The sequence below is a fragment of the uncultured Cardiobacterium sp. genome (assembly GCF_938028185.1).
In the GTDB taxonomy this organism is placed as follows: domain Bacteria; phylum Pseudomonadota; class Gammaproteobacteria; order Cardiobacteriales; family Cardiobacteriaceae; genus Cardiobacterium.
Genome location: NZ_CALJAH010000003.1, coordinates 1 through 13948, shown reverse-complemented (window position 1 = coordinate 13948; position 13948 = coordinate 1). Strand labels below are relative to the sequence as shown.

Sequence of the window (13948 nt, the reverse complement as noted above, 5' to 3'; positions counted from 1 at the left end):
GAATGGTCGCGGGGCGTTACCGTAATCGGCTTCGGCGTTTTTCGCTACGCTTTACACTCATTGCTGCCATCTGCAATTTTGAAATAGCTTAGTTTGGAAAGAGGTCTAGTATGAATTTATTACTATCCATCATGGCAGAATGGGCACCGCCAATAACTGGCTGTCTGCGCACGCGAACGACGCCAAAATAAAGATAGAGATTCATGAAGGGAAGGCTTATGTTCAATTTGAAACAGATGTTAAACCCTTAGCACGACACCGCAGAATGAATGCACTGGATAACGTGCTGGTGAGTGTAGAGACGCTTTTAGTATTCTATATCAGAGAAGTCATATCAGATCTGTCTCGTGATGTAAATTATCGCTTTTTCCCGAATCTTGTATGTAATGCCGTGTCTGTGGATGACAGTATTTTTGACAAAGATGATTACCTTTATGGTGGCATGGAGGATGATCCTTATTGGGATAATATGAAAAACGATCGCCTTTGCAACGACGGGGATGAGGAATTTTGGGATGATGAAGATGACTATCTTTGGGAGGACGAAGATGATGATACCTTTTGGGCAGACGATGATGATGACTAACAGGAGTATTGACGGACGGATTGCGCTACCCGCCTGGTACCGCCAAGAGCGTTATAAAAAAGATAGACAGACAGACTGTTCTTGCTGAACAAAGGTACGCAAAAATGAAGGTATATATTGATGAGTTCCTCTGCCATTTTTGACAAAGATGTCTTGCTTGCCGTGATTATTGGCCTGCTGGGTATATACATACTCCACGTCGATAGTAGCACGCCGGCAGACAATAATTATGGTGATCCCATAAAGATATATGCAACTGAAGGGCATGAGATAACTATTAAATTAGTACCTGAACCTACCAGTATGTCCAGATATTCTACTAGATATACAATAAGTCCATTCTTACACTATAATGACGAGACTTTTGACTGTTCCTGTTCAAAAACACCATGGTGTAACAAGGAGGTTTATAAAAAAATTAAAAAAATTCGCCTGCGTTCAGCAACAATACGTATTGCGGACGGCAAGATAAAAATACGGCATATTGGTGGCAAGCGCTATTGTCAAATAATAGACTGGGATTATCTTCTGCAAGAAGATAAAGAATTGATTGAAACTTTAAATAAGGGAAGAGACAATGGGTGGATTAACGCTTTTCTTTAAAAATCGAAAAGAGTTTTTGATTTGGGCAAAAGAAAACAAGCTTGAAACTCTCAATAATGGTGGTACAAGTGCCGCTAATAAAGGAGGAAAAGCAAGTAAATGTTTGCTTGCTTTGCCCAACTGAGAACAGGTCCGCTTATTTGATTTTCAACAAGGAGTAATTCATGCCTGATTATAAGAAACGGCAAACTGGAGAATCCAATCTCACTATTACGCCAGCACAAAAAGTAACCGAGGTTTTAGCCGTATTGGTAATCTTGTATATTGTTTATATCTTGGTTACCAATGATATAGCCAGCGAAACCAAAACCGATGAAAATTACGGTGAGCCCAAGTCTATTGTTGCAACAGAGAAGCAGAAAATAGAAATAATCCCCTCGGTTGGGCCGACTATGGTGAGCCGAATTCCTTATGGCAAACAGTATGCTTTCGCGTTAATCTATAACAATGAAACCTTTGAATGTCATTGTACGCCAAGCATATGGTGCAACGACAAGGCGGTTAAAAAAGGAAAGTTTTACCTCAAATCAGCAACCATACGCATTGCCAATGGGCGGATAAAACAGAAGGCAGTCAAAGGCTACAGATATTGCAGGGTTACTGCATGGGAATATCTTGAATCTGACGATGAAAAATTCTTCTCACAATTCAAACAAGAACAAGGAGTAACTTATACTTGGTGATATTTAACATAGCCAAAGGTGAGCCAAAAAACTTTTCTCTTAGGCTAGTAACTGCGTTGACCACTAATTGTTGCAATAAAATACTTAGGCGTCATCGGATATAAACCTAATGTAGAAAAACTAAATCCTATAAACCAAAGTCGTTTTACAATTTAACAAGGAGCAAATTATGGCATCTATTACCCTGATTTTTAAAAATGCGAAAGATTTTTTTGCATGGGCAAAAAATAACAAAATAGAATTTTTAGCGGAAGGTGGTGCTAGCGCAAGTAGCAACACATTATCTAGTGGAGAAAGTTTATTATTTACTGATAAAGGAACTTTTGACAATTGGACAAATATGAGGCTTACATATGGATCTGGTCTTGTACAAAGCATAAATACCGTGGCCGATGCTCAACAAGCATGGTATCACTATAAAGGCAATACTGCCGCAGCCGCAAGCAGTAGTGCGCTTTCTGCAATGCTGGGGATGGTTCAGGTTACGCTTTCAGGTTTGTCTAGGGCTACAGATGATAACCAATTCACCCAACCGGTTGCCGATGCAGAATTGGGAGAAGTCTGCACAGCACTGGCATCAGGCTTGGCAGCTATCCCGGGCGCACAACCAATTGCTGCTTTGGCGGCTATTGTCGGATTGACTTATACCGCAATTAGTATGTTGACGGGAAAGTCAATGACTTTAGAAGAGCTGTTCTTTGGCTATCATCATGATGTGATTTGGGCATTCTTTGAACCGGGAATGCAGGTACCGCGAGATCCCAATGTTCCTATCTTTCATGAAAAAACAAAATTCGACGCTCTTGTCAAGAATGCAGGAGGAGCAAACATGGCAAAATGGATTCTTAAAGGATATATGGGCGAAGAAACAGGCATAGTAATTAATAGTGAAAATTATCAAGATATTCTAAGTCTCTTATATTATGGAAAATTCAGAGACAAAGATAATAATCCGATAGAAATGGGCGGATTTAAAATTACCATGCTGAATGACAGTACCCGCTATATTTTGGACAAACTGCATGACAGCAAACATAGCGGGGATATTTCCACCGCCAAGGCCATTATTTATGCGCTGGAAAATCTGAACCCGCTGGCGGTATCCTATCCTACCAAGGAACTGAAAGCCGCTTATGACAGTATCAACCCGGATGATTATTCGGATGAGTGGGTTCAGGCAAGGGCATGGATGCTGCTTGAGTCTTTGGCGGAGAAATTCAAGGTTGACGACGACTATACGCTCAGGACGATCAATGCCATCCGGCAAGAATTTGGTATCCAGGAAAATGACAAGGTCTCCTTTGAAAGCGGAGACAAGGAAACCAGCTTTTCCCGTGGTTCGGAGGGCGAAGGTCATCGCGTCATCTTCAATAACGGCAGCCAGGGTATGGAAGGCGGCGAGCGAAATGACATAATTTTTGGCAGCCCGAAAAATGATGTTCTGGTTGGCAATGGCGGCGATGACAAACTGGTAGCACTTGGCGGCAATGACACCCTCAAAGGGGGTGGCGGCAAGAATACGCTGAATGGCGGCAATGGCATGGATACTTATGTCTTCAATACCTCTACCAAATTTGATGACACGGTCATTGACAGCGATGGGCGTGGTATTATCGAGATAGATGGCAGGAATTTGGCAAAGCAGCCTTTTACCAGCGTGCCTGGTGTGCGTAATGCCTGGTTCGTTTATATCAATGGCAACAAATGGAATGTTCTTTTGACGGCAGACGGCGATTTGGTATTCAATGAGCCCATCCTTGACAATCATTTTGTCATCCGTAGCTGGGCAAAAATGGAGAATGGCCGCATGGGCTTTGTCCTGCCGGAATACAATGACCGTGAGCCGAAAGAAGGCGGGCGCAGTGAAGGCGACTGGCATACGGAAATCATTGACAAGAACAATCATCCGGAGATGGACAAGTGGCGCTACGGTGAATATTACCCCCGCTGGTATGATCGCAATCCTGATGGCGTCATCAATGACGGCATTGCCGAACAGGACTTTGCGGACGTTATCAACTACAGAAACAGCAAGGAGAGCTGGCGGATTTTTGGCAAGGGCGGCAATGATGCCCTCGGCGGCAGCCCGAATAATGACCGTATTTATGGCGGTGAGGGTAATGACCTGATTGCCGGTGGCGGTGGCTCCGACATTATTGATGGCGGTCGCGGTGATGATTTTATTTATGCCAATTCAGATTTGACCGCACGGGAGCGCAGACGCCCGGATGAGCTTTGGGAAATGCCGAAATACGGGAAATCGGTCATTCAGGCAGGAACGACCTGGGGCGTCTATAAAGATAAAGATGACGTCGAGACAACAGATGGTATTTCTCCTACCAAAGAAGATGACGCCAAAACCGGCGGGGATTATCTCTATGGTGCTGATGGCAACGACGAGATTGTCGGCAGCAATCTCAATGACTTTATTTATGGCGACAAGGAGCATAATGAAGAACGGGATGGCAACAGCAGTTATGATGGTGTTGGCCGTGGCAAGGACGAAATTTATGGCATGGGCGGGGATGACTTTATTGAAGGCGGTGGAGAGAATGATTTTATCAATGGCGATGGTCTAACTTCGCCGGGACGCTTAAATAGCGTAAGTGCTGACAAACATGGTCGCGATACCATCAATGGCGGCAACGGGAAAGACACGATTATCGGTGGTGGCAATAATGATACGATTCACGGCGATAAAGGCGATGACTTTTTGTTTGGCGACCAGTTAAGCAACGCTTCCATTTTGCCCGGCTACCAGCTTCCCCGTGAGTTTCAGGGTGAAGATACTATTTTTGGCGATGATGGTGATGATGTCATGATGGGCGGCGGTAATAATGACAAATTGTATGGCGGTTCCGGTAATGACACGATTTGGGGAGATTATAATCATCCGGATGACGCGCGAAATTTTTTTGGCAATGACAAGATATGGGGTAATGAAGGCGAAGACGAACTCTATGGCGGTTACGGGGTAGATCACCTGCATGGCGGCGCGGACAAGGATACGCTGCGCGGTGGTGCACATGGAGATTTTCTTTATGGCGATGACGGTAATGACTTTATGTTTGGCGATGGCGATTATTGCCCCGCAGATATGGAGGGTGCGGATACTATGGAAGGAGGTAAAGGTGATGATGTCATGTTCGGTAATGGTGGCGATGGCGATATGTTATCGGGTGGAGACGGCAATGACGAACTCTACGGCTATGACAACGATTTGCCGGAAAACAATTACATGAAGCCTGACGGGGTAAATTTTTTGTCCGGTGACGGGGGAGACGATAGAATTTTTGGTGCTGGCAATACGGATTATATGCACGGTGGCGATGGCAAGGATTTGCTCGTTGGTAATGCCGGAACGGATTATCTGTATGGTGAAGAAGGCAATGACCGCCTTTATGGCGATAACGGTCAATCCACCTGGGAAAATCCCTATGTACTTACCGGCGATGACTTCCTTTCTGGCGGTGCTGGCAACGATTATCTTGATGGTGGTAACGGTATTGATACGGTGCATGGTGATGAAGGTGATGACACCGTACTTGGCTATTTCGGCAATGATTTTGTTTATGGTGATGATGGTAACGACAAGGTTGCCGGGGGCGCTGGTGATGATTATGTCTATGGCGGCGACGGTAATGACCGGTTATGGGGCGATTGGCCGTTAGACACGCAAGATGCTGACCCCAATGCTGATGGTACGGATCATCTTTTTGGTGGCCGCGGCGATGACCAGATAGACGGCGGCTATGGCGATGACGAGCTGCATGGCGATGAGGGCAATGACATTCTTTACGCCAATGCGGGTAATGACACGCTGCTGGGCGGCGAAGGCAATGATGAATTGTATGGTGTCAGCGGTACCAACCGGCTCTTTGGTGACGAAGGGAATGATATTCTGCGCAGTGGTACCGGCAATGATTATTTGAATGGTGGCATGGGCAATGATCTTTATTATTTCAAGCGTGATTTTGGCCATGACATTATTGACAATAATGACCGGATTAAAGACCGCGTTGATTATATCCAGTTTGATGCACACAACCGGAACGAAATCGAATTTATCCGCGAGAATGATGATCTGATTATTCGCACATTGGAAGGCGACAACCAGATTACGGTACTCAAGCATTTTTCTGAAGCAGAGCCGTGGCATTTTATTAATGGCATTCTTTTTGCGGATGGTTCTGTGCTGGATCATCACGATTTCTTCCGGCATGACCTGCCGCATGGGCACAATCACCCGCCAGAGGTGGTGCAGCCTTTGGCCAATCTGGCAGTCAAAGCGGATAGTGATATTGGCGGACAAATTACGCTCGATGCCATCAGCGACCCGGATGGCGAGACGCTTGTGTATCAATTGACGCTGTCAGATGGCATTGCGCTGCCGGAGTGGTTGCAATTCGATGCGCAGACCGGCGCGATTAGGGGCCATGCGCCTGCGGACAGCAGTCTGCTTCATTTGCGCCTGACCGGGACGGATCATGCCGGGGAAAGCGCCTTTACGGATTTCACCTTGCAGGTCAATGCCGCACCGCAAGTGGCGCATTCGCTTGAGCCTCATCGCGCTGTGGAAGGGCAGGATTTCAGCTTTCAATTGCCGTCTGATACGTTTGTTGATCCGGAAAGTGATCCGCTCAATTTGCAGTTGTTGCAAGGCAATGGCGAAGCATTGCCCGACTGGCTGCATTTTGATGCGGCGAGCGCTACGGTTTCCGGTCATGCGCCGGTGGGCGCGCCGGATTTGTCGCTGTCGCTGATTGCTACCGACCCGCTTGGCAATCAGGCGCACGCGGATTTTTCGCTGGCTTTGACTGAGCCGCCGCAATCGGTAAAAACGTCATGGCGCGGCGGTACGGTGCATGGCAAGGATGGCGATGATCAGCTCATTGGCAGCAATTTTAATGATCGCCTGTTTGGCGAGGACGGCAATGATTATTTGAAGGCCAAATTCGGCAATGATGTGCTGGATGGCGGCAGGGGCGATGATCGTATGGAAGGCGATTGGGGCAATGATGAATACCACTATCGCGCAGGTGATGGCCATGACACGATTCATGACAGTCATGGCAAGGATACGCTAATTCTGGATGGTATTCGTCAGGGCGATACGCATTTTCTGCTGCGCGGTAATGATTTGGTATTGGAATTTGCGCATGACGGCGGCTCGGTTGTGATTGAAAACCACACGGGTCATGGTCGTATCGAGCATTTCCGCTTTGCCGATGTGAATCTGGATCATCATGCGGTGGATGATTTGCTGCGGCAGTTGGGGAATCATCAGCACGGTGTAATGTGATGGTGTTTTTTATACTATGCTCGCCGCCGGTAATATCAGCCCACGCAGGCAATCTTCAAAATATAGGGACAATTGGAGCAGTAGTTGACGCGGTTGGTTCGTAGGTTGGGTTAGCGAGGAACGCGCGTTACCCAACAATTTCTACGTTGGGTTACGGCGCAAGCGCCTAACCCAACCTACGAACTGGGGCGATGACACGGCGGCATTGATACTGTCGCGCAAAACAACCCGCAATGAAATATGGCACCGTCTCACTGTAGCCGCCCGCCATCATAAACAACACGGGCGGTTACGGCTGTGCTTTAGAGCTTTTTCACAATCCCGGTTATCCACCTGAATTTTGAACAGGTTCTTAAAAAAACGCGCCAAAAGGCGCGTTTTTTGTGGCGAAAGGCGATCAGAACAGGCCGCTGATGTTGCCGTCTTTATCAACGTCAATATGGTTGGAGGCGGGTGCTTTCGGCAGCCCCGGCATTTTCATGATGGTGCCGGTAATGGCGATGACGAATCCTGCGCCGGCGGCGATTTGCACTTCGCGGATGTTGAGCGTGAAGCCTTGCGGGCAGCCGAGCGCTTTCGGGTCGTCCGATAGCGAGTATTGGGTTTTCGCCATACAGACGGGCAAGTTGCCGTAGCCGAGTTTTTCCAAATCCTGCAAGGTTTTGCGCGCGTCTTCGCTTAAGGCGATGTCTGCTGCGCCGTAGAGTTTTTGCGCGATGGTGCGGATTTTTTCCACCAGCGGCAGGTCGTCCGGGTAGAGCGGCGCACAGCGGCTGCTTTCGTGTTCGCAGGTGTCGATGACCGCACGGGCGAGCGCCTCGCCGCCTTTGCCGCCGTGCGCCCACACTTCGCACAGGGCGATTTTCACGCCGCGTTCGGCGCAGGTTTGCTCAATCAGCGCCAGTTCGGCGTCGCTGTCGCTGTGGAAGCGGTTGATGGCGACGACCACCGGCAGGCCGAAGGCGTTTTTCAGGTTGTCGATGTGCTTGAGCAGGTTGGGCAGGCCTTTTTCCAGCGCGGCGACGTTTTCCGCACCAAGCGCGTCTTTGGCGACGCCGCCGTTGTATTTGAGCGCGCGCACGGTGGCGACGATGACGGCGCAGTCGGGTTTCAGCCCACCTTTGCGACTCTTGATGTCGATGAATTTTTCCGCGCCAAGATCTGCGCCAAAGCCCGCTTCGGTGACGGTGTATTCGCCGAGGGCAAGCGCGCTGCGGGTGGCGATGAGGCTGTTGCAGCCGTGGGCGATGTTGGCAAACGGTCCGCCGTGAACAAATGCCGGCGTGCCTTCGATGGTTTGCACCAGATTGGGCTTGATGGCGTCTTTGAGCAGCGCGGTCATCGCGCCTTGCGCTTGCAGGTCGCGCGCGTACACCGGTTCGCCGCGCCGGTTCCAGGCGACGATCATCGCGCCGAGGCGCTCTTTCAGGTCGGCCAGGTCGCGCGCGAGGCAGAAGGCGGCCATGACTTCGCTCGCCACGGTGATGTCGAAGCCGTCCGGGCGCAGCGTGCCGTCCACGGTTTTGCCGAGGCCGCTGATGATGTGGCGCAGTTGGCGGTCGTTCATATCAACCGCACGCCGCCAGGTAATGCGTTTCGGGTCGATGTCAAGCGCGTTGCCGTGGTGGATGTGGTTGTCGATGAGGGCGGCGAGGAGGTTGTTGGCCGCGCCGATGGCGTGGAAATCGCCGGTGAAGTGCAGGTTGATGTCTTCCATCGGCAGCACTTGTGCGTAGCCGCCGCCAGCCGCGCCGCCTTTCATGCCAAAGACCGGGCCGAGCGAAGGCTCGCGCAGGGCGATGATGGTGCGCTTGCCGAGACGGTTGAGCGCGTCGGCGAGTCCGATGGTGACGGTGGTTTTGCCTTCGCCCGCGGGCGTCGGGTTGATGGCGGTGACGAGGATGAGTTTGCCGGGCGTGCCGCTTTGCGGCGGGATTTTCGCCTTGTATTTGCCGTAATGTTCGAGCCGGTCTTCAGCGATGCCGATTTTGGCGGCAATGGCGCTGATGGGCTGCATGGTGGCTTCGCGGGCGATGTCGGCGTCGGTCATGGTTGGCTCCGGTTGTGAGGTTTTCAGGGATGCAGGGAGGGGCGCGGTTTATCGCCCCTTGCGCAGTTCGTCGAGTTCGTCCAGGAGTTGCAGGATGAGGGCGGTGGCGGGGGCGCTCGCCTCGAAGTCGCGGCTGATGCGGTGGGCGCGGCGGATGCGTGCCAGTTGGTAGCCGCTGTAGGTCGCCGCCTGCGGGTCGCCGCTGACGTGGATGATGTCCGCTTCGATGATGCGCACCAGCCAGTCGGCGTCGTCGCCGCAGGCGCGGATGATTTCGTGGTAGCTGAGCTGGATGTCTTGTCCGTTCATGGTTTTATCCTTGGGCGTAGTGGTCGGCGAGTTGTTGCCAGAGGGCGCGGGCGCTGTCGTCGACGGCGCGCGGCAGTTCGATGTTGAGGACGAGGTAGAGGTCGCCCGGCTCTTTGGCGGGAATGCCTTTGCCTTTGAGGCGCAGGTTTTGGCCGCCCCGGCTGCCCGCCGGGATGTTTACCCCCAGTTTGCCCGCAGGCGTGGCAACTTCTACCGTGCCGCCGAGAACCGCCGTCCACGGCGCGATGTCAAGGCGCTGGTAAACGTCCTTGCGGTCTTTGACGTAGTGCTGCGGGTCTTCGCGGAAGCGGATTTTGAGGTAGAGGTCGCCATTTTCGCCGCCGTTGAAGCCCGGCAAGCCCTGGCCGCGCAGGCGGATTTGCTGGCCTTCGCTGATGCCTTTCGGGATTTTGACGTGCAGGGTTTTGCGCGCGTAGGTCATTTCGCCGTCGGCGGTCAGCGTCGGCATTTCCAGGCTCAAACTGCGCTCGCTGCCCGCGTAGGCGGCGGCGATGTCTATCGCCAGTTCGGCGTGCTGGTCTTCGCCGGGGATGGGTGTGGTCGGGCGCTGCGCGCGGCGCTGTTGCGCGTGGCCGAAGGCGCTGAAGATGTCGTCAAAGCGGAAGTCGCCGCTGCCGAAGGGCTGGCCGTCGCCGAAGTGGCGTTCGTCGAAGTGGTAGCCGCCGAAGCCGCCGCCAAAGTCCGGCGCTTCGCGTCCGGCGTAGGGGTTGGCAAGCAGGGCGTCGTATTCGGCGCGCTTGGCCGGGTCTTTGAGGACGTTGTACGCCTGGTTGATTTCGCTGGTTTTTTTGTCCGCGTCCGGGTCGGTGCTGATGTCCGGGTGGTACTTGCGCACCAGCTTGTGATACGCCTTTTTGATGTCGGCGGCGCTGGCGTCTTTGGCGACGCCGAGGGTGTCGTAGTGGGTCTTTTGGCTCATAGGTTTGCGGGTTGTGGTGGATGAAGGCGGGTGGTATGACTGGTTTGCATCGGCGGCAAGTTCGCGGACGCTACCCCCTCCCCAGCCCTCCCCCGCTGCGGGTGCTGGCGCACCCTGCGAGGGAGGGAGTTTTGGTGCTTATTTCAGCACCGCCTGCGGGTAACTGCCCAGCACGCGGAACAGGCTGGCGCTGTCCTGGATTTCGGCGAGCAGGCTGTGCATATTCGGCTCTTGCTGGTGGCCGTCGAGGTCGATGAAGAAGATGTACTCCCAGATGCCCTGTTTGCTCGGCCGCGATTCGATGCGGGTCATGTTGATGCCGTGGCGGCCAATCGGCTCCAGCAGTTTGTAAAGCAGGCCGGGGCGGTTTTGCGAGGAGACGAGGATGGTGGTTTTGTCGCGCCCGCTCGGTTCGGTCGTGTCCTTGCCGATGACGAGGAAACGGGTGGTGTTGTTGCCGTCGTCTTCGATGTGGGCGTAGCGCAGCGGCACGCCGTAGCGTTCGGCCGCCATTTGTCCGGCGATGGCGGCGGCGGTCGGCTCGGCGGCGGCGAGTTTGGCCGCTTCGGCATTGCTGGCGACGGTGACGGTTTCCACTTCCGGCAGGTTTTCCGCGAGCCAGTTGCGGCATTGCGCCAGCGACTGGCTGTGCGAATAGACGCGGCGGATGCCGGCGAGGGTGTCGGCGTGGGTCAAGAGGTTCTGGCCGATGCGCAGCAGCACTTCGCCGCAGATGAAAAGCGGCGAGGTGGCGAAGCTGTCCAGCGTGTGCGTCACCATGCCTTCGGTCGAGTTTTCCACCGGGACGACGCCGTAGTTGCAGGCGCCGCTTTCCACCGCCTTGAACACGTCCGGGATGGCGCGCATTGGCCGCGTCTGCACCGAATGGCCGAACTGCTTCAGCGCGGCGGCCTGGGTGAAAGTGCCTTCCGGGCCGAGGTAGGCGATTTCCAGCGGCAATTCCAGCGCCAGGCAGGCGGACATGATTTCGCGGAAAAGCCGCATCGCTTCCTGGTCGGGCAAGGGGCCGTCGTTTAGCGCGGCGATGCGTTCCAGCACCTGCCGCTCGCGTTCGGGGCGGTAAAAATCGGGCTTGGCGCTATTGGCGGCCTTCTTCACTTCGCCGACCTGCTGCGCGCAGCGGGCGCGGGCGGAGAGGCGGGCGAGGATTTCGGCATCAAGCGCGTCGATTTGCGCGCGCAGCTCGGCAAGGGTGGGCAGCGGGGTAGGCGTAGTCATCGGATGCTCCGGTTCAGGCGGGTCGTGTTATTCTCGCACATTCCTTAATTACCCCGGAAAACCCCATGAGCGAAACCCTCGAAATCCATCCGGCGCGGATCAAGCCGCGTGACATCGCCCGCGTCGTTGAAACCCTGCGCGCGGGCGGCGTGGTCATCGCGCCGAGCGACTCCGGCTACGCCCTGCTCTGCCAGCTGGACGACAAGGCCGCCGCCGAAAAAATCCGCCACATCCGCGCCCTTGACCGCGACCACCCCTTCACCATCCTCTGCGCCGACCTGACCGGGCTGGCGCACTACGCCCGCGTCGATAACGTGCAGTTCCGCCTGCTGAAGACGCTGTTCCCCGGCGCCTTTACCTGCATATTGCCTGCCAGCCGCGAAGTGCCGCGCCGCGTGCAGAACGACAAACGCAAAACCATCGGCATCCGCGTCCCCGACCACCCGGTGATGCAGGCGATTTTGCGCGAACACGGCGAGGCGCTGATGGGCGTCTCGCTCTTTGACAGCGACGCCTTTGAGGCCGACATTCACGACTTGCCCGCCGCCGTGACCGGGCAGGTGGCGCTGATGGTGGACGCAGGCGACGTGCCACTGCGCCCAACCACGGTGCTGGATCTGACCGAAATGCCGCCTGCCGTACTGCGCCAGGGCGCGGGGGATGCTTCCGGGTTGACGTGAGTGCGGTTTGCTGCCGGATAAAACAAACGCCCGCTGCGGGATAGCGGGCGTTTTTTTGTGACCCATTTCCGCGCCAAAATGGGTCACAAACGGATTTGTGCCGCACGGATGCGCCACAAAAAAATTTGTGTTTCAAATTGGACGAAAAATGAGACACAAATGTCAGATACGCACCAACCGCAGCAGCGGCTCAAAGGCGTAAAGGGCGGGGCGGCTGCCTGCGGCTTCTTCCACTACCTCAATAATCTGATGCTGCTCCAGTTGCTTGAGGTGGCGTTGCAGCGAGGATTTGACGATGCCGCTCGCGGGCGCAAAACGGCTGCTTTTGAATACCGGTTGGGTAAAGAGCGCATCCAGAATCAGAATGGTCTGCCGTGAAGCAAGGATTTCCGTCAGGCGGGTTTTCATGTCTTCGTAAAGCGCGGTAATTTCCTCGGCAATTTTCATGTTTTGTTGCGCCTGCGTGTGAATGGCACGGCAGAAAAAGGCACACCAGCCCGACCAGTCATTATTGGCGGAAACGGCGCGCATCTGTTCGATATATTCGTCTTTGTGTTCTTCAAAAAAGTGACTGATATAAAAATGCGGCGCGCTGATTTGCCGCATTTGCCAAAGCAGTAATGGAATCAGCATTCTGCCGATACGGCCATTGCCATCCTTGAACGGGTGCAGCGCCTCAAATTCGATATGGGCAATGGCGGTTTTAATCAGCGGATGGTGATCGTCCTCATCATTGATATAGCGGAAAAGCGAATCCAGTCCGGCCTGCAAATGTTCGGGGGCAATGGGAATAAAATCAATTTGGCGTGAGCCGCGCCGCCCGATGTAATTTTGCGCCGTTTTGAACTGCCCCGGCGTTTTCTCCGCGCCGCGTCCCAGGCTTAATAAGCCCTGGTGCATGGTACGAATGAGCTGCGGGCTGAGCGGGCGTCCTACCAGCAGGATGTGTTGCGCGGATTTGAGCGTGCGTTGATAGAGCAGCGTTTCGATGGTGTCCTGCCGCACCTCGCGCGGCGTCTGCTCTGCTTCGGCCTCTGCCTCGTAACGCAGGATTTCATCAAGCGTGCTGATGGTGCCTTCGATGCGCGAGGAGATAACCGCTTCACGGCTGCGCAACGGCGCAAGCAGGATTTCGCTGTTGTGCAGCGTTTTCAGCATCTGGTCGTAGCGCGCCAGAGATTCGGCAGCGGTGAGAATTTCGTTGAAAAAGCGTGGTAAATCCAGCGATTGCGGCGGAAATGCGCCGTAGTGGTAGTCCACGGCGTGGCTGAGGTCAATGGTGAGGTCGGGCATTTGTGTCTCGTTTTTCCGTTTTTTTGATGCACAAACGGAATTGTACCCCATCCATGCGCCACAAAAACATTTGTGCCTCAAATTTGGCGAAAAATGAGTCACAAATACGGAAAAAGGGAAAAGCGCGTAGGGTGGGGCTTGCCCCACCATCGCGCAACCGTTGTCATGCGCCGGGCGGTGCGCCGAAATTTGTCTTTTTGGTGGTGTTCTAAAATGTATGCTGCCTCAAACAAATCCGTAGTTGATATAGAAAAATCCGATGG

10 protein-coding genes are annotated in these 13948 nt (G+C 53.5%); 5 read left to right on the top strand and 5 right to left on the bottom strand.

Annotated elements, in window-relative coordinates:
* Positions 1-139: 139 nt before the first annotated feature.
* The 4 genes from Q0349_RS00165 to Q0349_RS00150 all read left to right on the top strand — a co-directional run bounded on the left by Q0349_RS00165 (position 140) and on the right by Q0349_RS00150 (position 7174).
* The gene (locus Q0349_RS00165; RefSeq protein ID WP_298078687.1) at positions 140-586 is read left to right on the top strand and encodes a hypothetical protein; all 447 of its coding nucleotides are present in this window, start codon (positions 140-142) and stop codon (positions 584-586) included.
* 120 nt (positions 587-706) lie between these two features.
* Positions 707-1189: a hypothetical protein gene (locus Q0349_RS00160; RefSeq protein WP_298078685.1), complete on the top strand. Its 483-nt coding sequence runs from the start codon at positions 707-709 to the stop codon at positions 1187-1189.
* A gap of 164 nt (positions 1190-1353) precedes the next feature.
* Positions 1354-1872, top strand: coding sequence for a hypothetical protein (locus Q0349_RS00155; RefSeq protein WP_298078684.1), 519 nt, complete (start codon positions 1354-1356; stop codon positions 1870-1872).
* Positions 1873-2041: 169 nt separating this feature from the next.
* Complete coding sequence (locus Q0349_RS00150; protein ID WP_298078682.1) at positions 2042-7174, top strand: putative Ig domain-containing protein; 5133 nt, start codon at positions 2042-2044, stop codon at positions 7172-7174.
* A gap of 397 nt (positions 7175-7571) precedes the next feature.
* On the opposite strand, the gene Q0349_RS00145 is transcribed toward Q0349_RS00150, so the two are convergent.
* The 4 genes from Q0349_RS00145 to pheA all read right to left on the bottom strand — a co-directional run bounded on the left by Q0349_RS00145 (position 7572) and on the right by pheA (position 11712).
* Positions 7572-9224 carry a formate--tetrahydrofolate ligase gene (locus Q0349_RS00145; RefSeq protein WP_298078681.1) on the bottom strand — a complete coding sequence of 551 codons (1653 nt, stop codon included), beginning with the start codon at positions 9222-9224 and terminating at the stop codon, positions 7572-7574.
* Between the two features lie 48 nt (positions 9225-9272).
* Positions 9273-9533 (bottom strand): chaperone modulator CbpM, encoded by a 261-nt coding sequence (locus Q0349_RS00140; RefSeq protein ID WP_298078680.1) that lies wholly within the window; start codon positions 9531-9533, stop codon positions 9273-9275.
* A 4-nt stretch (positions 9534-9537) separates the two neighbouring features.
* Entirely contained in the window at positions 9538-10473 is a 936-nt protein-coding gene (locus Q0349_RS00135) for a DnaJ C-terminal domain-containing protein (RefSeq protein ID WP_298078679.1), read from the bottom strand.
* A 138-nt stretch (positions 10474-10611) separates the two neighbouring features.
* Positions 10612-11712 (bottom strand): prephenate dehydratase, encoded by a 1101-nt coding sequence (gene pheA, locus Q0349_RS00130; RefSeq protein ID WP_298078678.1) that lies wholly within the window; start codon positions 11710-11712, stop codon positions 10612-10614.
* A 65-nt stretch (positions 11713-11777) separates the two neighbouring features.
* Here pheA and Q0349_RS00125 point away from each other — a divergent pair, with 65 nt between their 5' ends.
* On the top strand, positions 11778-12392 hold the full coding sequence (locus Q0349_RS00125) for an L-threonylcarbamoyladenylate synthase (protein ID WP_298078677.1): 615 nt from the start codon (positions 11778-11780) through the stop codon (positions 12390-12392).
* A 162-nt stretch (positions 12393-12554) separates the two neighbouring features.
* Here Q0349_RS00125 and Q0349_RS00120 read toward each other — a convergent pair whose 3' ends face one another.
* Complete coding sequence (locus Q0349_RS00120) at positions 12555-13685, bottom strand: Fic/DOC family N-terminal domain-containing protein (protein WP_298078675.1); 1131 nt, start codon at positions 13683-13685, stop codon at positions 12555-12557.
* Positions 13686-13948 lie beyond the last annotated feature (263 nt).

Excerpts from the sequence above, each read along its gene's own strand:
- Q0349_RS00155 (WP_298078684.1), top strand. The coding sequence starts at position 1,354 with ATGCCTGATTATAAGAAACGGCAAACTGGAGAATCCAATCTCACTATT.
- Q0349_RS00140 (WP_298078680.1), bottom strand. The coding sequence starts at position 9,533 with ATGAACGGACAAGACATCCAGCTCAGCTACCACGAAATCATCCGCGCC.
- Q0349_RS00145 (WP_298078681.1), bottom strand. The coding sequence starts at position 9,224 with ATGACCGACGCCGACATCGCCCGCGAAGCCACCATGCAGCCCATCAGC.
- Q0349_RS00150 (WP_298078682.1), top strand. The coding sequence starts at position 2,042 with ATGGCATCTATTACCCTGATTTTTAAAAATGCGAAAGATTTTTTTGCA.
- Q0349_RS00120 (WP_298078675.1), bottom strand. The coding sequence starts at position 13,685 with ATGCCCGACCTCACCATTGACCTCAGCCACGCCGTGGACTACCACTAC.
- Q0349_RS00160 (WP_298078685.1), top strand. The coding sequence starts at position 707 with ATGAGTTCCTCTGCCATTTTTGACAAAGATGTCTTGCTTGCCGTGATT.
- Q0349_RS00165 (WP_298078687.1), top strand. The coding sequence starts at position 140 with ATGGGCACCGCCAATAACTGGCTGTCTGCGCACGCGAACGACGCCAAA.
- Q0349_RS00125 (WP_298078677.1), top strand. The coding sequence starts at position 11,778 with ATGAGCGAAACCCTCGAAATCCATCCGGCGCGGATCAAGCCGCGTGAC.
- pheA (WP_298078678.1), bottom strand. The coding sequence starts at position 11,712 with ATGACTACGCCTACCCCGCTGCCCACCCTTGCCGAGCTGCGCGCGCAA.
- Q0349_RS00135 (WP_298078679.1), bottom strand. The coding sequence starts at position 10,473 with ATGAGCCAAAAGACCCACTACGACACCCTCGGCGTCGCCAAAGACGCC.